The sequence below is a fragment of the Streptomyces sp. NPDC028298 genome, from assembly GCF_055565895.1.
In genome coordinates, this window is record NZ_JBVHTL010000009.1 from 120,189 (window position 1) to 145,864 (window position 25,676).

General features: G+C 72.3%; 22 protein-coding genes. 6 read left to right on the plus strand and 16 right to left on the minus strand.

The window, feature by feature from the left end:
- Positions 1-116: 116 nt before the first annotated feature.
- The 6 genes from cobT to ACZ4TO_RS33390 all read right to left on the minus strand — a co-directional run bounded on the left by cobT (position 117) and on the right by ACZ4TO_RS33390 (position 9,364).
- Positions 117-3,836, minus strand: coding sequence for a nicotinate-nucleotide--dimethylbenzimidazole phosphoribosyltransferase (gene cobT / locus ACZ4TO_RS33365; RefSeq protein WP_468026183.1), 3,720 nt, complete (start codon positions 3,834-3,836; stop codon positions 117-119).
- A gap of 345 nt (positions 3,837-4,181) precedes the next feature.
- Entirely contained in the window at positions 4,182-5,390 is a 1,209-nt protein-coding gene (gene cbiE / locus ACZ4TO_RS33370; protein ID WP_382788959.1) for a precorrin-6y C5,15-methyltransferase (decarboxylating) subunit CbiE, read from the minus strand.
- A gap of 402 nt (positions 5,391-5,792) precedes the next feature.
- Complete coding sequence (locus ACZ4TO_RS33375) at positions 5,793-6,431, minus strand: GNAT family N-acetyltransferase (protein WP_382788961.1); 639 nt, start codon at positions 6,429-6,431, stop codon at positions 5,793-5,795.
- Positions 6,432-6,641: 210 nt separating this feature from the next.
- Entirely contained in the window at positions 6,642-7,472 is an 831-nt protein-coding gene (locus ACZ4TO_RS33380) for a MetQ/NlpA family ABC transporter substrate-binding protein (protein WP_382788964.1), read from the minus strand.
- Between the two features lie 51 nt (positions 7,473-7,523).
- Positions 7,524-8,276, minus strand: coding sequence for a methionine ABC transporter permease (locus tag ACZ4TO_RS33385; RefSeq protein ID WP_382788967.1), 753 nt, complete (start codon positions 8,274-8,276; stop codon positions 7,524-7,526).
- Positions 8,273-9,364, minus strand: coding sequence for a methionine ABC transporter ATP-binding protein (locus ACZ4TO_RS33390; protein ID WP_382789585.1), 1,092 nt, complete (start codon positions 9,362-9,364; stop codon positions 8,273-8,275). Before ACZ4TO_RS33390 ends, ACZ4TO_RS33385 begins: the two co-directional genes overlap by 4 nt.
- Positions 9,365-9,911: 547 nt before the next feature.
- Between ACZ4TO_RS33390 and ACZ4TO_RS33395 the strand changes: the two genes are divergently transcribed.
- Both ACZ4TO_RS33395 and ACZ4TO_RS33400 read left to right on the plus strand, forming a co-directional pair.
- The gene (locus ACZ4TO_RS33395; protein ID WP_468026184.1) at positions 9,912-10,271 is read left to right on the plus strand and encodes a hypothetical protein; all 360 of its coding nucleotides are present in this window, start codon (positions 9,912-9,914) and stop codon (positions 10,269-10,271) included.
- A gap of 40 nt (positions 10,272-10,311) precedes the next feature.
- Entirely contained in the window at positions 10,312-10,758 is a 447-nt protein-coding gene (locus ACZ4TO_RS33400; protein ID WP_385042674.1) for a hypothetical protein, read from the plus strand.
- 27 nt (positions 10,759-10,785) lie between these two features.
- Here the strand turns inward: ACZ4TO_RS33400 and ACZ4TO_RS33405 are convergent, their stop codons facing one another.
- The 3 genes from ACZ4TO_RS33405 to ACZ4TO_RS33415 form a co-directional block, all read right to left on the minus strand.
- Positions 10,786-11,289: a GNAT family N-acetyltransferase gene (locus ACZ4TO_RS33405; RefSeq protein ID WP_382788972.1), complete on the minus strand. Its 504-nt coding sequence runs from the start codon at positions 11,287-11,289 to the stop codon at positions 10,786-10,788.
- 58 nt (positions 11,290-11,347) lie between these two features.
- Complete coding sequence (locus tag ACZ4TO_RS33410) at positions 11,348-11,839, minus strand: sigma-70 family RNA polymerase sigma factor (protein WP_385042522.1); 492 nt, start codon at positions 11,837-11,839, stop codon at positions 11,348-11,350.
- 170 nt (positions 11,840-12,009) lie between these two features.
- Positions 12,010-13,173, minus strand: a complete 1,164-nt coding sequence (locus tag ACZ4TO_RS33415; RefSeq protein WP_382788977.1) for a glycerophosphodiester phosphodiesterase — start codon at positions 13,171-13,173, stop codon at positions 12,010-12,012.
- Between the two features lie 390 nt (positions 13,174-13,563).
- Between ACZ4TO_RS33415 and ACZ4TO_RS33420 the strand changes: the two genes are divergently transcribed.
- A complete protein-coding gene (locus ACZ4TO_RS33420) occupies positions 13,564-14,253 on the plus strand; it encodes a lysophospholipid acyltransferase family protein (RefSeq protein ID WP_382788979.1) in 690 nt (229 codons plus the stop codon).
- A gap of 244 nt (positions 14,254-14,497) precedes the next feature.
- Here ACZ4TO_RS33420 and ACZ4TO_RS33425 read toward each other — a convergent pair whose 3' ends face one another.
- The 5 genes from ACZ4TO_RS33425 to ACZ4TO_RS33445 all read right to left on the minus strand — a co-directional run bounded on the left by ACZ4TO_RS33425 (position 14,498) and on the right by ACZ4TO_RS33445 (position 20,516).
- On the minus strand, positions 14,498-16,015 hold the full coding sequence (locus ACZ4TO_RS33425; protein WP_382788981.1) for an MFS transporter: 1,518 nt from the start codon (positions 16,013-16,015) through the stop codon (positions 14,498-14,500).
- Positions 16,012-16,563: a TetR/AcrR family transcriptional regulator gene (locus tag ACZ4TO_RS33430; protein WP_382788984.1), complete on the minus strand. Its 552-nt coding sequence runs from the start codon at positions 16,561-16,563 to the stop codon at positions 16,012-16,014. Before ACZ4TO_RS33430 ends, ACZ4TO_RS33425 begins: the two co-directional genes overlap by 4 nt.
- Positions 16,564-16,642: 79 nt before the next feature.
- Positions 16,643-17,614 (minus strand): aldo/keto reductase, encoded by a 972-nt coding sequence (locus tag ACZ4TO_RS33435; protein ID WP_467845837.1) that lies wholly within the window; start codon positions 17,612-17,614, stop codon positions 16,643-16,645.
- 144 nt (positions 17,615-17,758) lie between these two features.
- On the minus strand, positions 17,759-19,192 hold the full coding sequence (gene argH / locus ACZ4TO_RS33440) for an argininosuccinate lyase (protein ID WP_468026185.1): 1,434 nt from the start codon (positions 19,190-19,192) through the stop codon (positions 17,759-17,761).
- A 130-nt stretch (positions 19,193-19,322) separates the two neighbouring features.
- Positions 19,323-20,516, minus strand: a complete 1,194-nt coding sequence (locus tag ACZ4TO_RS33445; RefSeq protein ID WP_382788990.1) for an argininosuccinate synthase — start codon at positions 20,514-20,516, stop codon at positions 19,323-19,325.
- A gap of 248 nt (positions 20,517-20,764) precedes the next feature.
- Here ACZ4TO_RS33445 and ACZ4TO_RS33450 point away from each other — a divergent pair, with 248 nt between their 5' ends.
- The 3 genes from ACZ4TO_RS33450 (at position 20,765) to ACZ4TO_RS33460 (ending at position 23,034) form a co-directional block, all read left to right on the plus strand.
- Positions 20,765-21,607: a hypothetical protein gene (locus ACZ4TO_RS33450; protein WP_385042526.1), complete on the plus strand. Its 843-nt coding sequence runs from the start codon at positions 20,765-20,767 to the stop codon at positions 21,605-21,607.
- Positions 21,608-21,741: 134 nt separating this feature from the next.
- Positions 21,742-22,329, plus strand: a complete 588-nt coding sequence (locus tag ACZ4TO_RS33455) for a pyridoxamine 5'-phosphate oxidase family protein (RefSeq protein WP_468026186.1) — start codon at positions 21,742-21,744, stop codon at positions 22,327-22,329.
- 3 nt (positions 22,330-22,332) lie between these two features.
- The gene (locus ACZ4TO_RS33460; protein WP_468026187.1) at positions 22,333-23,034 is read left to right on the plus strand and encodes a L,D-transpeptidase family protein; all 702 of its coding nucleotides are present in this window, start codon (positions 22,333-22,335) and stop codon (positions 23,032-23,034) included.
- A gap of 138 nt (positions 23,035-23,172) precedes the next feature.
- Here ACZ4TO_RS33460 and ACZ4TO_RS33465 read toward each other — a convergent pair whose 3' ends face one another.
- Positions 23,173-24,612 (minus strand): sensor histidine kinase, encoded by a 1,440-nt coding sequence (locus ACZ4TO_RS33465; protein WP_468026283.1) that lies wholly within the window; start codon positions 24,610-24,612, stop codon positions 23,173-23,175.
- Positions 24,613-24,698: 86 nt separating this feature from the next.
- The gene (locus tag ACZ4TO_RS33470) at positions 24,699-25,538 is read right to left on the minus strand and encodes a response regulator transcription factor (RefSeq protein WP_468026188.1); all 840 of its coding nucleotides are present in this window, start codon (positions 25,536-25,538) and stop codon (positions 24,699-24,701) included.
- Positions 25,539-25,676 lie beyond the last annotated feature (138 nt).

The window sequence follows — 25,676 nt, forward strand, 5'->3', positions numbered from 1 at the left end:
AGGGGGGGGGGGGGGGGGGGGGGGGGGGGGGGGGGTGGGGGGGGGGGGGGGGGGGGGGGGGGGGGGGGGGGGGTACCCCCCCCCCCCCCCCCCCCCCACCCCACCGGTGCCGGGGCCTACTTCTCGGTCACCCCGGCCGAGTCGAACGTGGCGACCTCGTGCATCGCCCGCGCCGCGCTCTGCACGATGGGCAGGGCGAGCAGGGCGCCGGTGCCCTCACCGAGGCGCAGGTCGAGGTCGATCAGCGGGCGCAGGCCCAGCTTGTTCAGGGCGGCCACGTGTCCCGGTTCGGCGCTGCGGTGGCCCGCGATGCAGGCGGCCAGGACCTCGGGGGCGATGGCGCGGGCCACCAGCGCGGCGGCTCCCGCGCTGACGCCGTCCAGGATCACCGGCGTCCGCAGGGACGCCCCGCCGAGGAGCAGACCGACCATGGCGGCGTGCTCCAGGCCGCCGATCGCGGCGAGGACGCCGATCGGGTCCGCCGGGTCCGGCTGGTGGAACTCGATGGCGCGCCGGACGACCTCGGTCTTGCGGGCCAGGGTCTCGTCGTTGATGCCCGTGCCGCGGCCCGTGACCTCGGCCGGGTCGGCGCCGGTGAACACCGAGATCAGGGCGGCCGACGCGGTCGTGTTGGCGATGCCCATCTCGCCGGTGAGCAGGGCCTTGTTGCCCGCGGCCACCAGGTCGCGGGCCGTCTCGATGCCCACCTCCAGCGCGGCGACGGCCTCTTCGCGGGTCATGGCCGGACCGGTGGTCATGTCGGCGGTGCCCGCCCGGACCTTGCGCGGCAGCAGACCCGGTGTGGCGGGGAGGTCGGAGGCGACGCCCACGTCGACGACGCAGACCTCGGCGCCCACCTGGTTGGCGAACGCGTTGCAGACCGCGCCGCCGCCGAGGAAGTTGGCCACCATCTGGCCGGTGACCTCCTGCGGCCAGGGGGTGACACCCTGCGCGTGGACACCGTGGTCACCGGCGAAGATCGCGACGGCGGCCGGCTCCGGGATCGGCGGCGGGCACATCCGGGACAGGCCCGACAACTGCGCGGAGATGATCTCCAGCATGCCGAGGGCGCCCGCGGGCTTGGTCATCCGCTTCTGGCGCTCCCACGCCTCGCCGAGCGCCTTGGCGTCGAGCGGGCGGATGTTGGAGACCGTCTCGGCGAGCAGGTCGTGCGGCTCCTCGCCGGGCAGCGCGCGACGGCCGTACGTCTCCTCGTGGACGACCCACGACAGGGGGCGGCGCTTGGACCAGCCGGCCTGCATCAGCTCGGGCTCCTCCGGGAACTCGTCGACGTACCCGACGCACAGGTAGGCGACGACCTCCAGGTGCTCGGGCAGGCCGAGCGCGCGGACCATCTCGCGCTCGTCGAAGAAGCTGACCCAGCCGACGCCGAGGCCCTCGGCGCGGGCGGCGAGCCAGAAGTTCTCCACGGCGAGCGCGGCGGAGTACGGGGCCATCTGCGGCTGGGTGTGCCGGCCGAGGGTGTGGCGTCCGCCACGGGTCGGGTCGGCGGTGACGACGACGTTCACCGGGGTGTCGAGGATGGCCTCGATCTTCATTTCCTTGAACTGCTTGGCGCGGCCCTTGGGAAGCGACTTGGCGTAGGCCTCGCGCTGGCGCTGGGCGAGTTCGTGCATGCTGCGCCGGGTCTCGGCGGAGCGGATGACGACGAAGTCCCAGGGCTGGGAGTGGCCGACGGACGGCGCGGTGTGCGCGGCCTCCAGGACGCGCAGCAGCACGTCGTGCGGGATGGGGTCGTCGCGGAAGCCGTTGCGGATGTCGCGGCGCTCGCGGATCACGCGCAGGACGGCCTCGCGTTCGGCGTCGTTGAAGCCTGCGGCCGCCGGGCCGGTCGACTCGCGTACGTCTTCCACCACGGCCGTGCTCTCTTCCTGGTCGGCGACCTGCGTGTGCAGGTCCTCCGCTTGCTGTGCGGCCATGGGCTCCGGCTCCGCGGTGAGCGGCTCCGCCACGGGCATGGCCTCGGGGTCGGCCTCCGCCTCCCGGGGGGCGGGCACCGACGCCTGGGCGATCGGCTCGGCCTCCGCCGCGGGAATCTCCTCGGCCGGGAGCGGTGCGACGGCCTGGAGGTCCTGCGCGGGAGGCTGTTCCTCGTCGGGCGCGGGCGCCAGAGTCATGCCGTGCGGCGGGGTCGGGTCGGCGTGGACGGTCATGGGCACCGGGCCGTCCACGGACACGAATCCGCCGAGACTCCGGTCGGCCTGGGGGACGAGGGGCGCGCCGGGGAATCCGGGGACGGCCGCCTCGTCCAGGGCGCTCTCGGGGTGCTGGTCGCCGTGCGCCGGGTGGTACGGACCGGCGATCGGCTGGTGCGGATCGGCGGTGGGCTGGTGCGGATCGGCGGTGGGCTGGTGCGGATCGGCGGCCAGGTGGGCGGCCTCGCCCTGCGCGGCCACGCCGACGGCCACGGCCTGCGGGTCGACGGTGCCGGACGCGGGCAGGGCGTCGGCCTCGTCGGCGAGGGGGCCGTCCTCGGACGGCACCGCGCCGTTCTCCACGGCGGTGAGCCGGTCGGTGAACTGCTGGGCCTGGATCGCGTCGAGGGCGAGCCCCTGACCGCCGAGCGAGGCCTCCGCCGAGCGCGCGGAGAGCGCCGACAGGGCGGAGTCCGGGGTCTCGTAGGCGTGGGCGACGGCCGGGACGCCGAGGGACGGCTCCGTGCCGGGCAGGGACGCGTCGTCCGCGAGGGGGACGGCGGGCTCCGGCGTCTCGACGGCGGGCTCGGTGAAGCCGGCCTCCTGGACGTCGGGGGCGGCCGGGTCCGCCGCATGGGTGTCCTGGTCGGCGAGCTGCGCCGGGACCTGCGCGGCGGGGTCCTCGGCCGGCGTGGGGTCCTCGGCGGGCGCGAGCGGCTGCGCGGGCACGGCGATGTGCCCGGTGTCCTCGGTGGGCTGCGCCGGTACGGCCTCGTGCCCGGGCGTCTCGTTCACGGCCGGGTCCCCGAGGTCGGCCGCGGCCGGTGCGACCGGGGCGTCCTGGAACTGCGGGGCGGCGGGGATCTGCCGGGCGGCCGAGTCGTCCGTCGCGGATTCGGCCTCGGGAGCCGGGAGGTCGGTCTGGTCCTGGAGGTCGAGCGCCGTGCCGTCGGCCGCCGGCACCTGCGGCTGGGCCGGGTCGTGGACGAAGGGCGCCGCCACGAGGCCGGGTACCTGCTCGGCCTCGGCGGCCTGCGGCGTCTCGGTAACCGGTACGGGTTCCCCGCTCACGGCGGACTCGGGCAGCGGCACCTCGTGGGCCACGGCGGTCACGGCCTCGCCGCCGACGGGCACCGTCCCCCACGGCGCCGCGGCCTGCGGCGCGGCGTCGACGGGCGCGGCCACGTCCAGGTACTCGGGACCGACGGTCGGCGGGCCGGCCTGACGCAGCGGGGTCACCGGGGTGGCCATGGTGGTCGGGCGGGCGCCCGCGGGTCCGCGGTCGGCCAGCGAGCGCACCGGGCTGGAGGATCCGTCCGGCGTGGGCGGGCCGAGGTGCAGCGGACGGCGCGGCGTCACGGGCTGCGGGGCCGGCTGGGGCACGGGCGCCGGGCTCGGCGCGCGCACGGCGCCGAGGTCGATCGCGCCGGTGTCGCGTCCGTCCGTCTCGTGCGGGCCGGGTTCGTCGGAGAAGGGCATCGGGGCCGGCGGCGGCACCTCGTTGCCCCAGGCACCCTGGGCTCCGGGCGCGCCCGGCAGGAGAAGGAGGTCGTCCTCCTCGACGGGGCTCTCGGGAGAGTCGAGGTAGGTGTACGCGCCCGGTGTGGTGACGCCCGGCTGCTCCACCATGCCTGCGCTCTCCGGCATTCCCTCGCCCGGGACCTGGCCGGTGTCGGTCATGCGTACCCCTCGCCCATCGGTTAGTGCTCCAAAGTCCAGCTCGCCCGGAACGGCGCACCGACCGCCCCACAGTGAAGAACGAGCGTGCGTGCCCAGCGGCACGTACGACCGGCCAACAAAGACGACAAAGCCATTAACAGGCATTGTCCCGGTCATCCCGCCCTCGCGACAGCGTGATCCGCGAGAGCCCGCTGTGGACTACGCCACGTTGCGCGTCCTCCGGGTTGCGCCGTACCACACACGCCTCAAAACGGGCGGGTTTTCCGGACATTGACCTACGAAAGGCCGACCCCCAGGAGCGGTACAACGATCGGCCAGCCTACCGCGCGCGGTACGACAACAGGATCACGGGGCGCGATCCGGCAGACGGCCGCTGAGCAGGAACGCGACGCTCCGCTCCTTCTCCGTCCAGGCCCGTGTATCGAGTTCGACGGACTGAATGAGCGCGCACTCGACGTCGTAGCCGTGCTCGCTCAGATCGCGGCCGATGAGTTCGGCCGCGTCACGGGTCGCGGCGTGCGCGACGATCCGCTGGGGACGGCGGTCGGCGACCGCGGAGACGACGGCCGCTCCCCCGCCGCCGACCCGCACGACATCGGGTTCGGGCAGGTCCTCGAGGACGTGCGGGGCACTGCCGTGCACGATCTGCATCTGCACGCCGTAGCGGCGGGCCGAGTGCTCGGTGCGGGCGCAGGAGCCGGGACTGCGGTCGACCGCGATGACGGCGGCACCGGTGCGGGCGGCCTCGGTGGCGAAGGCACCGCTGCCGCAGCCGATGTCCCAGACGAGGTCGCCGACGCGCGGTCCCAGCCGGGCGAGTTGGGCGGCGCGCAGCAGGTCCGCCTCGCCCTCGCCGAGGGCGCCGCCGTACGCCCGCGCGGGCAGCGCCCAGCCGCGCGGCCCGCCGGCGGGTTCCCGGCCGGCGATCCAGCCGCCCTCGGCCGCGGCGACGAAGCCGCCGATGACGATCACGACGTTCGGGTCGCGCCAGGTGTGGTCGGCCGCCTTGTCGGAGGTGAGGATCGTGACCTGTTCCCGGGAGGTGCCGAGTTCCTCGCAGATGACGAAGGTGCGGTGCACTCCTTCGAGCAGCAGCCCGAGTTCGGCGGGCCCGGCGCCGGGTGAGGTGAGGACGGCAACCTTGGTGTGGGCTCGGCATACATTCACCGCGCGTCGCAGCGTGCGGCTGTGTGCGACGACCACTTGGGCGTCGTCCCAGGGCATTCCGGCGCGGGCGAAGGCGGCGGCCACGGCGGAGACGGCGGGCACGACCTCGACCTCCAGGCCGAACTCGGGCGCGCGCAGGGTCCGTACGATGCCGAAGAATCCGGGGTCCCCGTCGGCGAGGACGACGGCGGTGCCCCGGTGGCTCGCGATGCGGCGGGCGGCGAGGCCGACGCTGCCGAGCCTCACGCGCTCGGCGCCCTCGGGCACTTCGGGGAGGTCGAGATGATGGGCCGCTCCGGCCACCAGTGTGGCGGCACCGAGAGCGGAGCGCGCCGCAACGGGCAGCGGCGAGCCGTCCCAGCCGATCACCGTGACCCGGTCGGCCATCGTCGTCAGTCTCCAGACAGGTCTTCGCAGGTCTCAGGTGCAGCCCGGGCGGGCTTGGTGAGGGTACCCCGGTGCGGCGCGCCGGGCGTGTGACGGTCGGCGTGGCGCGGGGAGCAGGCCCGCCGCGCCGAGGCGAGGAGCCGGTACGACGGCGCCCGGGTCCACGCGTCCCGGTCCGGCTCCGCGTCCGTATCCGCGGCCGTATCCGCGGCCGTATCCGCGGTCGCGTGACCGGTATCCGGTGAGCTGACCGCCGTACACCCATGTGACTCGACCCGACCGTATATGACCCCCCGTGACCGCTTACGACCGGCCATGGCCGCACACGCCCTGCCGGAGCCGCGCACTACCCGTCCTCACCGTGCACGCCCCGCCGTGACGGCTCCCGTTCGCCGGTGCGGGTCAGTTCCAGTCGTTGAAGGAGGCGAAGCCGCCCGAGTCCGTGAGGTGGCCGTCCATGCCGTCGAGGTCCTCGGGCAGCAGGCTCCACACGATGAAGTCGGTGCGCAGGTCCACCCAGTTCCCGTCCTCGGTCCGGGTGCGGGCTATGCAGGCGTTGCGCAGCACGCCCTCGCTGATGCACCCGATCTTCTGGGCCACCTGCTGCGAGGCGGTGTTGCCCGCTGCCGTGCGCAGTTCCACGCGCTCGAACTTCTGCTCGCGGAAGAGCCAGCGGGCGGTGGCGAGCGCGGCCTCGGACGCGTACCCCTCGCCGCGCGCCCAGGGGGCGATGATGTACGACAGCTCGGTGGACCTGACGCGCCAGTTGGTCTTCCCGAGCTGGATGACGCCGACGAGTCGCTGGGTGAGGAACTCGGTGACGGCGAGGTCGAGTCCGCGCCCCCGGGCGCGTTCCGTGGGGGCGTAGTCGGCGATCCAGTCGCGGGCGCCGTCCTCGGTGAACGGCTGGGGGATCGACGTCCAGGCCGCCACCATCTCGTCGTTCATCATCTCCGTCAGCGCGGGCACGTCGTCCTCGTCGAGCGCACGCAGGACCAACCGCTCCGTGCTGATGGAGATGTCGGGGAAGGTGCTCGTCATGCGACGCTCCGTAACCGTCGGGGACTTCGGACCTGATATACCGTCGGGTCCTCTGAACTGCCCAGCATGCAGCATGAAACCACTGAACGGCACAACGGGGTCCACTCCGGGTAATGGAGTGGACCCCGTGCGGTGACGAGTCGGGCCGCGGGCCGCAAATCGGCCCGGGCCCGGGCCCGTTCGAGACGAAGCCGGCCGGAAGGGCGGGGCTCAGAAGGACGGGAGGACGGAGCCCTTGTACTTGTCCTCGATGAACTTCTTGACCTCGGGCGAGGTGAGGAGCTTCGCGAGCTTCTTCACGCGCGGGTCGTTCTCGTTGCCCTGCTTCACGGCGAGGACGTTGTTGTACGCGTTGTTCTTGGTGGACTCCAGGGCCAGGGCGTCCTTGGCGGGCGAGAGTCCGGCGCCGATCGCGTAGTTGCCGTTGATGACGGCGGCGTCGACGTCCTTCAGGGAGCGGGGGGTCTGGGCCGCCTCGATCTCCTTGAACTGAAGGTCCTTCGGGTTCTTCTCGATGTCCTGCGGGGTCGCGGTGCCCTCGGAGCCGCTCTTGAGCGTGATGAGCCCGGTGGAGGCGAGGAAGCGCAGCGCCCGCGCCTCGTTGTCGGCGTCGTTCGGGACGGCGACGGTGCCGCCCTTCTTCAGCTCGTCGACCTTCTTGGCCTTCTCGGAGTAGAGACCGAGGGGCTCCAGGTGGACGGTGGCGACCGAGGCGAGGTGCGTGGAGTTCTTCTTGTTGAAGTCCTCCAGGTACGGCTGGGTCTGGAAGTAGTTGGCGTCGACGGACCCGTCCTCGGTGGCCGTGTTCGGCTGGACGTAGTCGGTGAACTCCTTGACCTCCAGCTTGAGGCCGGCCTTCTTCGCCAGGTGGTCCTTGATGTAGTCGAGGATCTCGGCGTGCGGGACGGGCGTGGCCGCGACGACGAGGGTGTCGGTCGCCTTGGCCTTGTCGTCGGACGAGCCGGAGCCGCAGGCGGTCAGGCCCAGGGTGAGGGCGCCGGTGGCGAGGACTGCTGCGGTGATCTTGGTGGTGTTACGCACGAAAAGTGCCTTTCTCCATGGGTGGTGCAACCCGCCGGGTGAGGCGGGGAGTCAGGAATCGGCGGTCTTGGCGCGGGTGGCGCCGGCCGGGCCGCCGGGCAGGAATCCGCCGAGGACGCGGAAGCGGAGCGGTTCGCCGCCCTTGCCGGCGCGGCGGTGCAGGACCCGGGCGCCCGAGTCGCCCGCGAACTGGACGACGGCGATGACGACGGCGAGGACCGCGACGATGAGCCACATCATCTGGGACTCGAATCGCTGGTAGCCGTAGCGGATGGCGAGGTCGCCGAGCCCGCCCGCGCCGACGGTGCCAGCCATCGCGGAGTAGCCGATGATGGCGACGATCGTGGTCGTGGTGGCCGAGATCAGCGACGGCAGGGACTCGGGTACGAGCACCTTGCGGACGACGGTCCAGGTGTTGCCGCCCATCGACTGCACGGCCTCGACGAGACCGCCGTCGACCTCGCGCACGGACGTCTCGACGAGCCGCGCGAAGAACGGGATGGCGCCGACGGCGAGGGGCACGATGGCCGCCTCCCGGCCGATGGTCGTGCCGACGATCCAGCGGGTGAAGGTCATCAGAGCGACCATCAGGATGATGAAGGGCATCGAGCGGACGACGTTCACGACCTGGCCGATGACCTTGTTCACCAGCGTGTTCTGCAGCAGGCCGCCGCGGTCGGTGAGGACCAGCAGGACGCCCAGTGGAAGGCCGCCGAGCACGGCGATCACCGTGGACCAGCCGACCATGTAGAGCGTGTCCCAACACGCCTGGGACAGCAGTGGCTGCATCTCGGACCAGGTCACTTGGCACCTTCCTTCACCAGGACGGGCTGCTGCCCCTGGATGTCGATCTGCAGGCCCTGCTCGCGGAGGAATCCGATCGGCACGACGTTCTCCTCGTAGCGGCCGGGCAGTTCGATGCGCATCCGGCCGACCTGCCGGCCCGCGACGGTGTCCATCGCGGCGCCGAGGATCGAGATGTCGATGTTGTAGGTGCGCGAGAGCTGGGAGATGACCGGCTGGGTGGCCGACTCGCCGTGGAAGGTGACGTCGATGACGGTGCGGTCCTCGCCGGAGGCGGTGCCGCTGACCGGGAAGAGCGCGGCGGCCAGCTCGGAGCCGGGCGTCGCGAGGAGTTCGCTGACGGTGCCGGACTCGACGATGCGGCCCCTGTCCATCAGGGCGGCCGAGTCGCAGACCGTCTTGACGACGTCCATCTCGTGGGTGATGAGCAGGACGGTCAGGCCCAGCCGGCGGTTCAGGTCGCGCAGCAGTTCCAGGATGGAGCGGGTGGTCTCCGGGTCGAGGGCGCTGGTGGCCTCGTCGGAGAGCAGCACCTTCGGGTCGCCGGCCAGCGCGCGGGCGATGCCGACGCGCTGCTTCTGGCCGCCGGAGAGCTGCGCGGGGTAGGCCTTGGCCTTGTCGGAGAGCCCGACGAGGTCGAGCAGCCCGAGCGCCTTGGAGGAACGTTCCTTCCCTGACACGCCAAGGATTTCGAGCGGCAGCTCGATGTTCTCCTGGACGGTCCGCGAGGACAGCAGGTTGAAGTGCTGGAAGACCATGCCGATCCGGCTGCGCGCCTGGCGGAGCTCCCGGCCGGCGCGCGGGCCGCGCCCGGCGAGGGCGGTGAGGTCCTGGCCGGCGACGGTGACCGTGCCGGAACTGGGGCGCTCCAGGAGGTTGACGCAGCGGATGAGCGAGGACTTGCCGGCACCGGACTGGCCGATGACGCCGAACACCTCGCCTTCGCGGACGTGGAGATCGACGCCGTCGAGGGCGGTCACTTCACGGCCGCGCGAGCGGTAGACCTTGGTGAGGCCCGTTGTCGTGATCACTGGGAATTCCGTCACTGTCGAGTGCGGGGCGTGGGTGTGCGCCGGGCACGGGTGCATGCGGTCGGAACGCGGCACGGTTCTCGCGTTGGCGATGGAACCGGAAGGAGAACGTGTGCGCGGGGCAGCCCGGTCACGTACGCGGTACGGACACTGGGCGCGGCGGTCCCGCTTCGGGGCGCGGGATCAAGCGGTGGTGCGGGGGCCCTCTAGCAGGCACACATTCGACACATACAACGAGCACCGGGCGTCATGGTCGCCTCGGTCGCAAGGATGCGGTCGCTCGTCGTGGTCATGGAAGGAAGTAAAGCAGACCAAGGCCCCAGGACCGCCACCGCTGTCCGAATAGCGGACAGCGATGGACGGCTTCGTGGACACCTCGGCCGCCGCGGAAGATCCCGATCCCCTCGTCCGTCACCAGTACGGACAAGGGCGAGCGGCCCTCGGCCGCGAGGCCGGCGTCGGGGTCACCGGCCCGGTGCGTTGTGGCCAACGCCACGGTGGGCCCGCCCGTCGCCCGGTCCGCGCGGAGCCCGGCGGGCAGTGGCCCGTGGGGCAGCCCGGGGGCGCGCGCATCAGGTCTTTTGGCCCGTAATAGGGTCACGGCATGTTTGATGCCCTGACGGTCGCGACCGCCGTCGCCGCGCTCGCGCTCGCCGCCTGGTGCGGCTGGGCCGCACACCGCGATCAGCCCACCAAGGACTGGCACTTCATCGGCATGGCCGTGGTGAGCGTGCTCGCGCTGGTCCAGCTCGTGATCGGCGTCGTCCAGCTCGCGCGCGGCGAGAAGCCGGAGCAGGGCACGACCATCTTCGTCGCGTATCTGATCGGCGCGTTCGCCTGCATCCCGGCCGCGGGATTCATGTCGCTCGCGGAGCGCACCCGCTGGGGTTCGGTCACCGTGTCGGCCGGCGGCATCGTCCTCGCCGTGCTCGAGGTCCGGCTCTACGACATCTGGGGAGGCTGAGATGACGGCTACGGAGGAGAACACGACCGTGACGCAGGACATGCGGGACGACCAGGGCGGGACCCCGGCGGAAGCGGCCGCGGGCACGAAGCGGGCGCGGCTCATCAGCGGCCCGGGCATCCTGCTGGTGTGGCTGTACGGCGTGATGGTGGTCGGCGCGGTCTCACGGTCGGCCGTGCAGATCTCCACGCAGTTCGACAAGGCGCCGCTCGCCTACTCGCTGTCCGCGGTCGCCGGTCTCGTCTACGGGTTCATCACCTACTCGCTCGTGCGCGGCGGCGAGACGGCGCGCAGGGCGGCGCTGGTGTGCTGCGCCGCCGAGCTCGCGGGCGTACTGATCGTCGGGACCTGGACGCTGGCCGAGCCGTCCGCGTTCCCCGACGCCACGGTGTGGTCGGACTACGGCATGGGTTATCTCTTCATCCCGGTCCTGCTGCCGCTGTCGGCGATGTACTGGCTGCGCAAGGCGCGTACGAACGCCGGCTGACGGCCCCGGCCGAGGCCGGGCGCCCGCTCAGGCGCTGGCGGCGTACGCGCCGGCGTCGGCGCCCTTGGCCAGGGTCACCAGCGTCATGCGCTCGCCCACCCGCTCCTGCGAGACGGGGGCGTAGCCGTGCTTGCGGTACAGGCGCAGGTTGCGCTCGCTGCGGTGGCCGGTGAAGAGCTGGAAGGATTTGGCCGCGCCCTCGGTGCCCAGGCGCGCCTCGATGGCGTCGAGCAGACGTCCGCCCAGACCGTGCCGCTGCATACGCGGGTGCACGATGAGCTTGTTGATGCGGGCCGTGCCGTCGGCGTCGACGGCGCCGCGTACCGAGGCCACCACCTCGTCGCCGAGCCGGGCCACCAGGACGGTGCCGTCCGCCAGTTCCGCCCTGAGGGAGTCGAGCGGCTGGGTGAGCGGCTCGATGCCGTAGTCGCCGTACAGCTCGGCCTCGCTCTGATAGCAGAGGTACTGCAGCTTCAGGATCGATTCCGCATCCTGCTCGGTCGCCGCCGAGATGGTCACGCTCATGCCCATGTGTGCATGCCTCCCGCTCACCTGTTCCACCGGTCGTCCCCCACTCCTATCCCCGTCGTCAGCGGGCCGCAACCTCCGGCGTCAGCAATCGGCGAAGACATCCAAGACATCTGGAGCGTTCCGGACCAAGATTGCCCTGTGAGATACCCAACTCGCCTGCGATCTCCCGGTACGTGAGGTCCTCCGGGGAGAGCAGGGCGGCCATCAGACCGGGGCAGCGGCCGGGCAGCCGGCGCACCGCCTCGTGCAGCTCACGCCGCCGGTCGCCGGCCATCGCCCGCTGCTCCGGGCCGGAAGCGTCGTCGGCGGGCTCGGTGGCGTAGGGCCGCTCGGCACGCGCCCTGCGCCGGCAGCGGCGGGCCTCCGAGCGGACGGCCCGGCGCACCCAGCGCCCCGGGTCGGCGGGCGGTCCCGTCGTCTCCAGTCGTTCCAGCAGCCGCAGCCAGACGGCCTGTTCCAGGTCGCCCCGCTCGGCGCCGGAGCCATGGGCCTCCGCCGACGCCTCGGCGACGAGCAGCGGGCGCAGGGTGGTGAGCAGTTCGTGCGTCATGTGCGGCACGACGCGGCCGCCCCGGCGCCAGGTTGCCGGGGCGGCCGCTTCTCACCCCATCCGGGGTGACCGGGGTGTGCGTTGACGAAGAGCGGGCGCCCGCCTCGTGCCGCGCTCCGGGCGGGCGCCCGCCTCGTGCCGCGTTCCGCGGACGGCCCGGGGCGGCGGACTCAGCGCTTCAGGAAGTCCGCGCGGGCCAGCACCGCGGTGTCCGCGTTGTCGGTGAAGACGCCGTCGATGCCCGTCTCGAAGTAGACCTTGAAGGCGCCGAAGGGGTCCCCGTAGGCGTCCGCTGCCGTGCCCTTGCGGAAGTTCGCGGGCAGGAAGGGGTTCTCGTTGCGCATGGTGTACGGGTGCAGGATCAGGCCCGCCCGGTGCGCGTCGGCAACGAGGGTGGTCGGGCTGGTGAGGTTGCCGGCCGCGTCCTTCGGGATGACCAGGTCGAGGGTGGGGCCGATGCCCTGCGCGTACGAGGCGATCCACTCCAGGCCCGCGGGCGTGACGAGGTCGGCGACCGTGCGGGGGTCACCCGCCGCGACGAAGTCCCAGGGGCGGGTGTTCGCGGCCGACAGCAGGACGACGAGCGGGTTGCCGACGAGCTTGTCCAGCCGCTGGATGCTGCTCGGCTCGAAGGACTGGAGGATGACCGGCGAGTCCTTCCTGTCCTTTCCGTGCGTGCGCAGCAGCTTCGCGACCCGCTCCTCCAGGCCGAGGCCGAGCGCCCGGAAGTAGGTGGGGTGCTTGGTCTCGGGGTAGATCCAGACCTGCCTGCCCCGCTTGCGGGTCTGCTCGTCCTGCCAGCGGAGCACCTCCTCGAAGGTGGGGATCTCCCAGCGGCCGTCGTAGAGGGTGTTGTGCGGACGGTTGGCGGGGACGCGCTCGACGGCGCGCAGGGTCTTCAGCTCGGCGAGCGTGAAGTCCTCGGTGAACCAGCCGGTGGTGGGGACGCCGTCGAGCGTCTTGGTGGTCCTGCGGGCGGCGAACTCGGGATGTGCGGCGACGTCCGTGGTCCCGCCGATCTCCGGTTCGTGACGGCATACGAGGTGACCGTCCTTGGTGGGGACCAGGTCGCCGGCCTCGACGACGTCGGCGCCCAGGTCGAGGGCGAGCTGGTACGAGCCGAAGGTGTGCTCCGGCCGGTAGCCGCTGGCTCCGCGGTGACCGATGACGGTCGGTCTGGGCAGGCTCCGGTAGCCGCCGCCTGCGTGGCGTTCGTCCGCGCTCGCGGTGCCGGGCAGGCCGAGGGCCGCTCCGCCCGCCCCGAGCACAGCGGCCGAAAGCAGCGTCCGCCGCGCCGTGCCCCGCTCCTGACCGTTCGACTCCTGCGCTCCCATGAGCGCTCCTCCCGCCGTAGGTGCCTGCCTGTCGAAGCGGGACGATCGTAGGTGCCGCCGCGTGACGGGAGGGGGGCCCGCGGCGGAACAGTGGGTGACCTCGGATCCACCGCGGGATGCGGAACTTGACGGTCCGTCGGCATCGGCCGGACGGTCGGGGGTAGGCGTGAGGAGGACCCGGGGCGCGCGGCCCTCGCCGGGCGCTCACCCGTTCGCCGGTACCCGCGCGCGATGTCCGTCACACCGGATCGGCCCGGTGTCCGGCGCTCACGGGCGCGCAACCGCAGGTAAACGTACGTCAACAGTGCGTATCCGGTCGGTGAACCCGATGTGCAATCGACCGGGAACCGCGAGTATCGTCCTCACCTGCACAGACTCCATACCGATCCCTTGACACCGGAGGGCCCGTTGTCCCGCTTCGCGCTCATCAAGGCAGTGCTCGGAACGATCATGCGCCTGATGTTCCGCCTACGGGTGGAGGGCGTGGAGCACATCCCCGGCAACGGCCCGGTGATCCTCGCCGGCAACCACCTCACGTTCATCGACTCGATGATCCTTCCGCTGGTCTGCGACCGGCAGGTCTTCTTCATCGGCAAGGACGAGTACGTCACGGGCAAGGGCCTCAAGGGCCGGCTCATGGCGTGGTTCTTCACCGGCGTCGGCATGATCCCGGTGGACCGGGACGGCGCCAACGGCGGCGTGGCCGCGCTGATGACCGGCCGCCGCGTCCTGGAGGAGGGCAAGATCTTCGGGATCTACCCCGAGGGCACCCGCTCCCCCGACGGCCGTCTGTACCGCGGCCGCACCGGTATCGCCCGGCTCACCCTGATGACCGGCGCGCCGGTCGTCCCGTTCGCGATGATCGGCACGGACAAGCTCCAGCCGGGCGGCGCGGGCATGCCGCGTCCGGGCAAGGTCACGGTCCGCTTCGGTCCGGCCATGGAGTTCTCCCGCTACGAGGGCATGGACCGCGACCGGTACGTGCTGCGCGCCGTGACCGACTCCGTGATGACCGAGGTCATGCGGCTGTCCGGCCAGGAGTACGTCGACATGTACGCCACCAAGGCGAAGGCCGCATAGCCGCGCGGCACACCAGGCCAAAGGGTGGGCTCCGACCGGAGGTTTCCGGTCGGAGCCCACCCTTTTGCGACCACGTCTCCCGCCGGGGTGCCGACTCCGGCACGCCAAGCGTCTCCCGCCGGGCCCCGTTCCGGCGGGCCCCACGCCATCGGCCGGGGCCCCGTTCCGACACGGCCGCACGTCCGGCGCCGGGGTCCCGTTCCGGCGGGCCCGGCGCGTCCCGTCGGTCGCCGGTTCCGTGCGGCTACGACTCCAGCCGCTGGCCGCGCAGCAGGAACCAGGCGGCCGCCGCGGTGGCGAGCAGGACGGCGGCGCCCGCGCCGGAGGCGAGTGCCAGACCGTCCACGAAGGACTCCCTGGCCGCGGTGAGCAGTGTCTCTGCGGTGTGCTCGGGCAGGCCCCCGGCGGCCTCCACCGCTCCGCCCAGGGACTCGTGCGCCGCGGCCGGTGTGCCCGCGGGGCCGGTGAAGCCCGCGTAGACGCCGGTCACGACGGAGCCGAGCAGGGCGATGCCCAGGGCCGCGCCGAGTTCGTACGCCGTCTCGGAGACCGCGGACGCGGCGCCCGCCTGCTCCTTGGGCACGGCGGAGAGGATGACGTCGGCGGTGACGGTGAACGAGAAGCCCGCGCCGACGCCGACGACCAGCAGGGCCGTGCCGAGCAGCGGATAGCCGGTGGAGCGGTCCAGCACGGTGAGCGCGCCGAGCGCGAGTCCCACCGCGGCGAGTCCGCCGGACACGACGGTGCGCACGGAGAAGCGCCGCGCGACCCGACCGGCGACCAGGCCCGCCGCCACCGCGCCCACGGCGGCGGGGACTTCGGCGAGTCCCGCCTCGAACGGCCCGCGGCCCTGGACCAGTTGCAGGTACTGGGAGAGGAAGAACACGAGCCCGGACATGCCGAGCACGGTGAACAGGTCGGCGAGCACCGCGCCGGAGAAGCCGCGGTTGCGGAACAGCCGGACGTCCAGCAGCGGTGTGGGGAGCGTCAGTTGGCGGCGTACGAACCAGAACAGGGCGCCCGCTCCCAGCAGACCGGCGGCGAGCGCCTCGCCGGACGGCCCGTGCGCGGCGAGTTCCTTCACCGCGTACACCACGGCGATCACACCGACCAGCGAGAGCGTCACGCTGATCAGGTCCCAGGGACCGGGATCGGGGCTCTTCGACTCGGGGAGCAGTCGGCGCCCGACGAGGACGAGGACGACCATCACCGGAAGGTTGATGAGGAAGACCGAGCCCCACCAGAAGTGTTCGAGCAGGAAGCCGCCGACGACGGGGCCGACCGCCGTACCCGCGGAGGCCGTCGCGCCCCAGATGCCGATGGCGAGGCTGCGCTCGCGCGCGTCGTGGAAGATGTTGCGGATCAGGGCGAGGGTGGCGGGCATCAGGGTGGCGCCCGCGACGCCGAGCAGCGCCCGCGCCAGGATCATCATCTCGGGTGTCGTGGCATAGGCGTTGAGCACGGATATCAGGCCGAACGCCGTGGAGCCCGCCAGCAGCAGCCTCTTGCGGCCGATGCGGTCGCCGAGGCTGCCCATGGAGACGAGCAGGCCGGCGATGACGAAGGAATAGACGTCACCGATCCACAGGAGCTGGGTGCCCGAGGGTTCGAGGTCTTCACTGATGTACGGGGTGGCGAGACCGAGGACGGTCGCGTCGACGGTCACCAGCAGCACGGCGAGGACGAGGACGCAGAGCGCGAGCCACCGGCCCGGACGCTTCGGCGCCTCCGTCGCGACCGCCGGCCGCAGGGTGCTGGTCATGGTTCCTCTCTCCTGAGCGCGCCGCCGAGCAGCAGCTCGACGATCATGTGGTGGAAGTCCTTGGCGGCGACCCGGCCCTCGGTGACGGCCCAGGCCGCCGAGGCCATCAGTCCGTAGAGCGCCTCGGTGAGCCAGGCGGGGCTGAGGTCGATGCGGAACTCGCCGCCCTCCTGGCCGCGCCGGAACAGCGCGGCCATCCGGGCGTCGAGCCGGGCCCAGCCCTCGTGCTGTCCGTCGCCCTCGAAGAGCTGGTTCTCCGTGTAGAGGAAGGCGAGCAGGCCGGCGGCCTTCTCCAGCTCCCTCACCAGGCGGCGCACGGCCTCCTGCGCGGTGCCCTCGTCGAGGCGGGCCGCGTCCAGAGCGGCCTCGCACTCCTCGATGCCGAGTGCCTCCAGCGCGCGGACGAGCGCGTCCCGGCCGGCGAACTGGCGGTGCAGCGTGGCCCGGCTGATCCCGGCGGCCTTCGCCACCTCGTCCATCGTCGCGGTGGACTTGCGGGTGAGCAGGGCGGCTGCGCTGCGCAGCACGTGATCACGGTCGACAGCCATGAGACAACTGTACCGCATATGAGACAGTGATGTCTCACAAGGAGCGCGCGTGTCTCACGTCGGCGTCACTCGGGGGTGCTCAGTGCCAGGGAAGCTGCCCGCGTCGCTCCCAGTACGCCCGCGGCTCCTCCACCAGGGCGGCGAGCCGGGAGAGCTGGTCGTCGTCGAGGTCGACAACGGCCGCGTGCAGGTTCGAGGCGAGCTGGTTGACGGTGGCCGCGCCCGAGAGCACGACGCCGGCCCAGGGCTGCCGCAGGATCAGCGCGAGGGCGACCGCGTCACAGCCGAGGGAGGTCTCGGCGGCGACGGTCCGCAGCGCCTCCGGCGCGTGCGGCCCGGCGAGCCGGCCGTTGGCCACGCCCTCCTTGACGATCACCGTGAGCCCGGCGTCGTGGGCCTCGGCGAGCGCGGGGGCGGCGGAGGTCTCCAGGACGTTGTACGTGGACTGGACGGTACGGAAGAGCGGTTCGCCGTCGACCGTGACGGCGAGCGCGGCACGGATCGCCTCCGCCTGCGCGGGGCCGCTGGTGGAGAAGCCGACCGACAGACCCCCGGCGGCCGCCTCGGCCAGGGCCGCGTGCAGTTCCTTGTCGGTGAGGGCCGGGCTGTCGGGGGTCACCGAGTGGATCTGATAGAGGTCGAGCCGGTCGCCGAGCAGCTCCGCGGTCTCGGCGCGCTGCCGCTCGTACATGGCGAGGCCGTGGTCCTTGATCTCGTGCGCCTCGGCGTCGGTGCGCCAGTCGGCCGTGTACCGGTAGCCCCACTTGCTGCCGACGACGACGTCGTCGATCTCCGGACGGCCGCCGAGCCAGCCGGCCAGGAACTCCTCCGAGCGGCCGTAGGAGCGGGCCACGTCGAAATAGCGCACGCCCTGGGCGTAGGCGGCGTCGAGGAGTTCGAGGGTGCGCTCGCGCAGGGCCTCGACGCTGCGGTCGGCCGGGAGGTCCTCCTCGCGCCCGAGGTTGATGTAGCCCGGGCGGCCCACCGCGGCGAGACCCAGGCCGAGGTGGGCGGTGGGAGTCGTTGCTGAGGCGAGACGTGCGAAGGGCATCGCGGCTCCGTTCGGTCGGCACCTTTACGGCTCCCGGCCAACGTAACCCGCGACACCCTCCGTCGTACGGCACCCGCCCCCGCCCGCGGACCGTGTCCGCCCGGCGGGCGGTCGGGGGCGCGGGCGGATCAGGGCGCGGCCGTCCTACTTCCCGCGCTTGGCCGCCGCCCACGTCTGCTGGGCGGCGACGTCCGTCTTGATCGCGGCGAGCTGGACGGCGACGGCGCTCGGGGCCGTACCGCCGCGGCCGTCGCGGGAGGCGAGGGCTCCGGGGACGTCCAGGACAGTCCGCACCTCCGGGGTCAGGTGCGCGGAGATCTTCGCGAACTGCTCGTCGGTCAGCTCGTCCAGCTCCTTGCCCTCCGCCTCGGCGACCTTGACGCACTCACCGGCGACCTCGTGCGCGACACGGAACGGCACGCCCTGCCGGACAAGCCACTCGGCGATGTCGGTGGCGAGCGAGAAGCCGGCCGGGGCCAGTTCCTCCATGCGCTCGCGGTGGACGGTCAGCGTGGCCATCATGCCGGTGAAGGCGGGCAGCAGGACCTCCAGTTGGTCGCAGGAGTCGAAGACCGGCTCCTTGTCCTCCTGGAGATCGCGGTTGTACGCGAGGGGCAACGCCTTGAGCGTGGCCATCAGCCCGGTCAGGTTGCCGATCAGACGGCCCGACTTGCCGCGTGCCAGCTCGGCGATGTCCGGGTTCTTCTTCTGCGGCATGATCGACGAGCCCGTGGAGAACGCGTCGTGGAGGGTGACGAAGGAGAACTCCTTCGTGTTCCAGATGATGATCTCCTCGGCGATCCGGGAGAGGTTCACGCCGATCATCGCGGTGACGAAGGCGAACTCGGCCACGAAGTCGCGGGAGGCCGTGCCGTCGATGGAGTTGGCGGCGCTGCCGTGTTCGAAGCCGAGGTCCTTCGCCACCGCCTCCGGGTCCAGGCCGAGGGAGGAGCCGGCCAGGGCGCCGGAACCGTACGGCGAGACCGCCGTCCGCTCGTCCCACTGGCGCAGCCGCTCCGCGTCCCGGGACAGGGACTGGACGTGGGCCAGGACGTGGTGCGCGAACAGCACGGGCTGGGCGTGCTGGAGATGGGTGCGCCCCGGCATCGCCACGTCCGGGTGGGCCTCCGCCAGGCCGATCAGCGCCTCCTGGAGGTCGGCGATCAGACCGCCGATGATCCGGGCGTGGTCGCGCAGGTACATCCGGAAGAGCGTGGCCACCTGGTCGTTGCGGGAGCGGCCGGCGCGGAGCTTGCCGCCGAGGTCCGGGCCGAGGCGCTCCAGGAGGCCGCGCTCCAGGGCGGTGTGGACGTCCTCGTCGGCGATCGTGCCGACGAAGGAGCCGTCGGCGACGTCCGCCTCCAGCCGGTCGAGGCCCTCGATCATGCGTGTGAGCTCGTCCTCGGTGAGCAGGCCCGCCTTGTGCAGCACGCGTGCGTGGGCGCGCGAACCGGCGATGTCGTACGGAGCCAGGCGCCAGTCGAAGTGGACCGACGCGGACAGCTTGGCCAGGGCCTCGGCGGGACCGTCGGCGAACCGTCCGCCCCAGAGCCGGACGTCACCGCTGTTGCTGCTCACTTGCGTTACTCCTCGAAAGGTGTGGATGTGCCACCGCCTCCCCACGCGTGCGTGAGGAGGCGGTGGCCAGGCTAGTGCTCGGGAGACCCGGCTGCGGACACGACACGGCCCGCGCCAAGTCCCGTACCGCTTACGCCAGATCCCGCTTGGCGGCGATCTTCGACGACAGGCTGTAGATGTCGATGAAGCCCTTGGCCGCGGCCTGGTCGAAGGTGTCGCCGGTGTCGTACGTGGCGAGGTCGAAGTCGTAGAGCGAGGTGTCGGAGCGCCGGCCCGTGACGACCGCGCGGCCGCCGTGCAGGGTCATCCGGATGTCGCCGTTGACGTGCTGGTTGGCCTCGTCGATGAAGCCGTCCAGGGCGCGCTTGAGCGGGGAGAACCACTGGCCGTCGTAGACCAGTTCGCCCCAGCGCTGCTCGACCTGCCGCTTGTAGCGGGCGAGTTCACGCTCGACCGTGACGTTCTCCAGCTCCTGGTGCGCGGTGATCAGCGCGATCGCGCCCGGGGCCTCGTACACCTCACGGGACTTGATGCCCACGAGCCGGTCCTCGACCATGTCGATCCGGCCGATGCCCTGGGCGCCGGCGCGCTCGTTGAGCTGCTGGATGGCCTGCAGGACGCTGACGGGCTTGCCGTCGATGGCGACCGGGACACCCTGCTTGAAGGTGATGATCACCTCGTCGGCCTCGCGGTGCTCGGCCGGGTTCGAGGTGTACTCGTAGATGTCCTCGATCGGGGCGTTCCAGATGTCCTCCAGGAAGCCCGTCTCGACCGCGCGCCCGAAGACGTTCTGGTCGATGGAGTACGGGGACTTCTTGGTGGTGGCGATCGGGAGCTGCTTCTCCTCGCAGAAGGCGATCGCCTTGTCGCGAGTCATCGCGTAGTCGCGGACCGGGGCGATGCACTTGAGGTCGGGGGCGAGGGCGACGATGCCGGCCTCGAACCGCACCTGGTCGTTGCCCTTGCCGGTGCAGCCGTGGGCGACCGTGGTGGCACCGTGCTTCTGCGCGGCGGCCACGAGGTGCTTGACGATCGTCGGCCGGGAGAGGGCGGAGACCAGCGGGTAGCGGTCCATGTAGAGGGCGTTGGCCTTGATCGCCGGGAGGCAGTACTCGTCGGCGAACTCGTCCTTCGCGTCCGCGACCTCGGCCTCGACGGCACCGCACGCGATGGCGCGCTTACGGATGACGTCCAGGTCCTCGCCGCCCTGGCCGACATCGACCGCGACGGCGATGACCTCGGCGCCCGTCTCCTCGGCGATCCAGCCGATGGCGACGGAGGTGTCCAGACCGCCTGAGTAGGCGAGTACGACGCGCTCGGTCACGGGATTCTCCTCAACAGTGCATTCGCTGACATGCATGAGTATGCAGCACTCTGCATGGTTCGTCAATCGCGACCCGCCCCGGCACGCCCGGCCGAGGAATCCTCACCGAGGGTTGAACACTCGTAATCGTTTCCGCGTATCTCCCGCTGAACGCAGGCGCCGCGTTCACGCACGGCAGACACACGGACATTGGCCGACCGGCCGAACGCCGGGTGGTCGTCCACCCCCGACCCGAGTGAGGATTCCGCATGTCCAGGGCTCTTCCGAAGTACAACAAGCGGCGCGTCGTGATGATCGGCGGAGCCTCCGCCGTGGTGCTGTCCGCGGCGGTGATCGCCGGCAGCGCCCTGGCGGGCGAGACGCACGGCACCGCGCAGAACGCCACGACGAAGGCCGCCGCGAACACGGTGAACTGCCCGGCCGTCGCCCCGAGCCTGCCCGCGATCCCCGCCTCCGCGAAGGCCGAGGTGGACCGCAACCTCGCCCTCCTCGACACGCAGATCGCGGAGGCGAACAAGCGACTGGTCGACACCGTCGGACAGGGCGGCCCCAACTTCGTCCAGAACGCGATCCTCGGCCCCCTGAAGGACAAGCGGGTCGCGACCGTCAACCGGATCGCGACGGCCATCGGCCGCACCGCCGCCAAGCCGCAGGGTCTGGACGCGCTCGCGCCCTGCACCCTCAACACGGCGGGAGGAGCGGCCGCCGGCGGTACGGGCGCCGCGTCCACCGCGCCGAGCGCGCCCGCCACCGCACAGGCGGGCGGGACCGGCTCCGGAACGGGCGCCGCCACCGCCGCGGGCACGATCACCTGCCCGGACGTCGCCTCCCAGTTGCCCGCCGTGCCGGCCTCCGCGAAGGCCGAGGTCGACCGCAACCTCACCCTGCTGAACACCCAGATCGCCGAGGCGAACAAGCGGCTGGCCGACACCGTCGGACAGGGCGGCCCCAACTTCGTCCAGAACGCGATCCTCGGCCCCCTCAAGGACAAGCGCGTCTCCACCATCGACCGCATCGCCATCTCCATCGGCCGCACCGCCGCCAAGCCGACCGGCCTGGACACCCTCGCCGCCTGCACGCTCACCAAGTGACCTGACCCTCGATGCGACCACCCCGACGGCAAGGGCCGGGGCGGTCCGCGGGTTCCGGCGGTGCCCCTGAACGACGCCGCCGGAACCCGCAACCCCTTAGACAGACGAAGGACTTTCCCCGATAATCGTTAGACATGGGAAAGACTTATGAGCGCATCGACGGCCGCCTCCGCTCGTTCATCGAGGCCCAGCCCCTCTTCTTCACCGCGACCGCGCCCCTGTCCGGGGACGGCACGGTCAACCTCTCCCCCAAAGGGCTCACCGGGTCGTTCGCCGTTCTCGACGAACTGACCGTGGCGTATCTGGACTTCGCCGGGAGCACCGCGGAGACGATCGCCCATCTGCGCGAGAACGGCCGGATCACCCTGATGTGGTGCGCCTTCCAGGGCCCGCCCAACATCGTCCGGGTGCACGGCCGGGGCGAACCGGTCTTCCGCGACGACCCGCGCTTCTCCGGACTCCTCACCCACTTCGACGGCATCGACCCGGCCTCGCACGGGCTGCGCGCGATCATCGTCGTGACCGCCGAGCTGGTCCGCGACTCCTGCGGCTACGCGGTGCCCCGCATGTCCTACGAGGAGGACCGCGACCTGCACGGCAGACGGTTCTCGCGCGAGGACGACGCCTCGCTGAGCGCGTACTTCACCAAGAAGGAGCACATCGCGACGAGCCTGGACGGACTTCCCGGGCTGCCGCTGCCGTTGCCCCCCACTACGGTCTGAGCCATGCGCCTCGGAGCAGCCGCCGCCCTCGCGTCCGTGTCCCTGCTCGCCCTGGCCCCGAGCGGGCCGCCGCCCACCACCGTCCTTCCCGCGCGGCTGGCGGACACCGGCGGCGGGAGCCAGCTCATCACGGCCGAGGCCCCACGCCTGGGCGCGACCTCCGGGACCCTGACCTGGTGGGACCTGCGAGGCGGGCGCTGGGTTCGGTCCGGTTCGGCGCCCGCACGGTTCGGGGCGCGCGGACTGGTCGAGGGCGGAGCCAGGCTCCAGGGCACGAACACGACACCCACCGGTCTGTACGAGCTGCCGTACGCGTTCGGAACCCGGGCGGCACCACGAGGGACCTCGATGCCGTACCGCCGGGTGACCAAGGACTCCTGGTGGTGCCAGGACAACGCGTCCCGCTCGTACAACCGGTGGACCGAACCGCGCCCCGCGGACTGCCGGGCGAAGGAGTCCGAGCACCTGATCGCCTACACCGGCCAGTACGCGCACGCCCTCGTCATCGGCTTCAACTACGAGCGCCCCGTACGGGGCCGGGGCGCGGGAATCTTCCTGCACGTCAACGGCAAGGGCCCGACGGCCGGCTGCATCTCCGTGCCCAAGGACACGATGCGGCGCCTCCTCACCTGGGCGAACCCCGCACGAGCCCCCCACATCGCCATCGGCACGACAACAGGAGGAACGACGATCACCCGGTACTGAGGCCCCCGTGCGGTCGAGATCCGGCGGGAGGGACTGAACCCCGGCCACGATTCACCGGCACCCGGCGACGCGCGTGAGGAGCCGTGCCACCGGACCCAGGTCACCCGACCCGGCCACCGGAAGCGGGCCGGCCGTCGTTCAGGACGCCGGGAGCGTGACCGTGAACGTGGTCGACCCGGGCTCGCTCTCCAGGGTGACCGTGCCGTCGTGGGCCTCGACCACGGCGGCGACGATCGACAGACCGAGCCCCGCCCCGCTGCCGGAGACGTCGGCGCGGCGGCGGTCCGCCCGGGTGAAGCGCTCGAAGACGCCCGGCCGGACGTCCTCGGGAACCCCGGGGCCGTCGTCGTGGACCTTCAGCACGGCCGCCTTCCCGGCATGCCCCAGGGACACCGTCACCCGCGTGCCCGCCGGCGTGTGGACCCGCGCGTTGGCCAGCAGGTTGGCCGAGACCTGCTGGAGCCGGTGCACGTCGCCCGTCACGGTCACCGGCTCCTCCGGCAGTTCCAGGACCCAGCGGTGACCGGGGCCCGCCGCGCGGGCGTCGGTCACCGCGTCGAGGACGAGACGGGTGAGGTCGACGGGCAGGCGTTCCAGGGGACGGCCGGCGTCGAGGCGGGCCAGCAGCAGCAGGTCGTCGACCATCTCGCCCATCCGCGCCGACTCGGCGGCGATCCGTTCGAGGGCGCGCGTCACCTTCGGGGGGACCGGGCCGGGATGCAGCAGCGCGAGCTCGGCGTGGCCGCGGACCGAGGCGACCGGGGTGCGCAGTTCGTGACTGGCGTCGGCGGCGAAGGTGCGCAGCCGTTCCTCGCTCGCGTGCCGCTTGGTGAGCGCGTCCTCGACATGGCCGAGCATGCGGTCGAAGGCACCGGCGACGCGGCCCACCTCGCTGCGCGGGTCCGACTCGGGCGCCCGGGGAGGCAGGGCCACCTCGCCGCTGGCGAGCGGCAGTTCACTGACCCGGGTGGCGGTCGCCGCGACCCGGTTCAGCGGGCGCAGCGACCAGCGCACCCACAGGGCGCCGGCGACTCCGGCGACCACGAGGGCCACGCCGAAGACGAGGGAGGCGACGAGTTCCAGCCGGTGGACGGCCGCGTCGACGGGCTCGGTGGGCAGTCCGGTGATCAGCACGTCACCGTCCTTGCCCGCCGTCGCCAGGACGCGGTAGCCGCCCAGGCCCGAAAGACACACGGTGTGGGCCCGTCCGTCCACGGGCACCGCGGCGAGGACCGCCTCGTCGTGGGCGGTCGGATCCACGTTGCGGACCGACGTGCCGGTGCCCGGCGGCACGACGGCGGCGTTGGTCACGTCGTCGCCGACCAGGCGTGCTCCGAACGTACCGGTGGCCTGACGCCGGGTGTCGCCGTGTTCGTCGCCGTCGTGGTCGGACGGTTTGCCCGAGGGGTTCGCCGCGCCGTGTTCCAGGCTCGCCGGGAACCGCGGCCCGGCCTCCTGGAGCTGCTGGTCGAGACGGCCGGTCAGGAAGCCGTCCAGTTCGTAGACCGCGGCCACGCCGACGGCCGCGCAGCTCAGGGCCAGGAGCACCACGAGGCCGGCGGTGAGTCGGGCGCGCATCGTGCGGGGCCGCAGCGCGCGGACGGCCGCCGCGATCCGGGCCCACCCCTGCCGCCCGGCCCCGGCTCCCTCCGGCGTCTCCGGCTTCACCGGGCCGCCACGGGCTTGATGACGTACCCGGCGCCCCGGACCGTGTGGATCATCGGATCCCGGCCCGCGTCGACCTTCTTGCGCAGGTAGGAGATGTACAGCTCGACGACGTGGGCCTGGCCCCCGAAGTCGTACGACCACACGCGGTCGAGGATCTGTGCCTTGCTGAGCACCCGGCGCGGGTTGCGCATGAGGAAGCGCAGCAGCTCGAACTCGGTCGGCGACAGTTCGATCAGGTCGCCTCCCCGGGTCACCTCCCTGGCCTCCTCGTCCATCGACAGGTCCCCGACGACGAGCCGCGGGCCCTCGTCCACGCGGCGGGCCATCCCGGCGCGGCGGAGCAGCCCGCGCAGCCGTGCGACGACCTCCTCCAGGCTGAACGGCTTGGTGACGTAGTCGTCGCCGCCCGCGGTGATGCCGGCGATGCGGTCCTCCACCGCGTCACGCGCGGTGAGGAAGAGGACGCAGACGTCCGGCAGCACGGTGCGCAGGTCGCGCAGCACGGCGAAGCCGTCGGTGTCCGGGAGCATCACGTCGAGGACGACGGCGTCGGGCACCAGCTCGCGCGCCGCGGCGGCGGCCGAGGCGCCGTCGCAGGCGGTACGGACCTCCCAGCCCTCGTAGCGCAGCACGCCGGACAGGACCTCGGCCAGGTCCGGATCGTCGTCGACGACGAGGACGCGTACGGGGGTGCCGTCGGGGCGGGTGAGCGAGGGCGCCCTGCGGGGAGTGCCGGGCTCGGGAGATCCGTCGCCCCGCGCCGGGTGGGAGCCGGTGCCGGGGTCCCGGGGAGCGCCTGGGTCTGGGGTGGGAGCGTTCATGTCGTCCTCCAGCATCGCTCCTCCCGGCGGTCCCTCCCCTCTGTGCGGCCTCTGAGTTTCCTCTGAGTCGCCTCGGCGCGAGGCCCCGCGCCCCCGCGCCTCGGTGCCGGCCCCGCTCTGAGTTTCCTGTGAGTCCGCTCCGAAGGCGCCGGT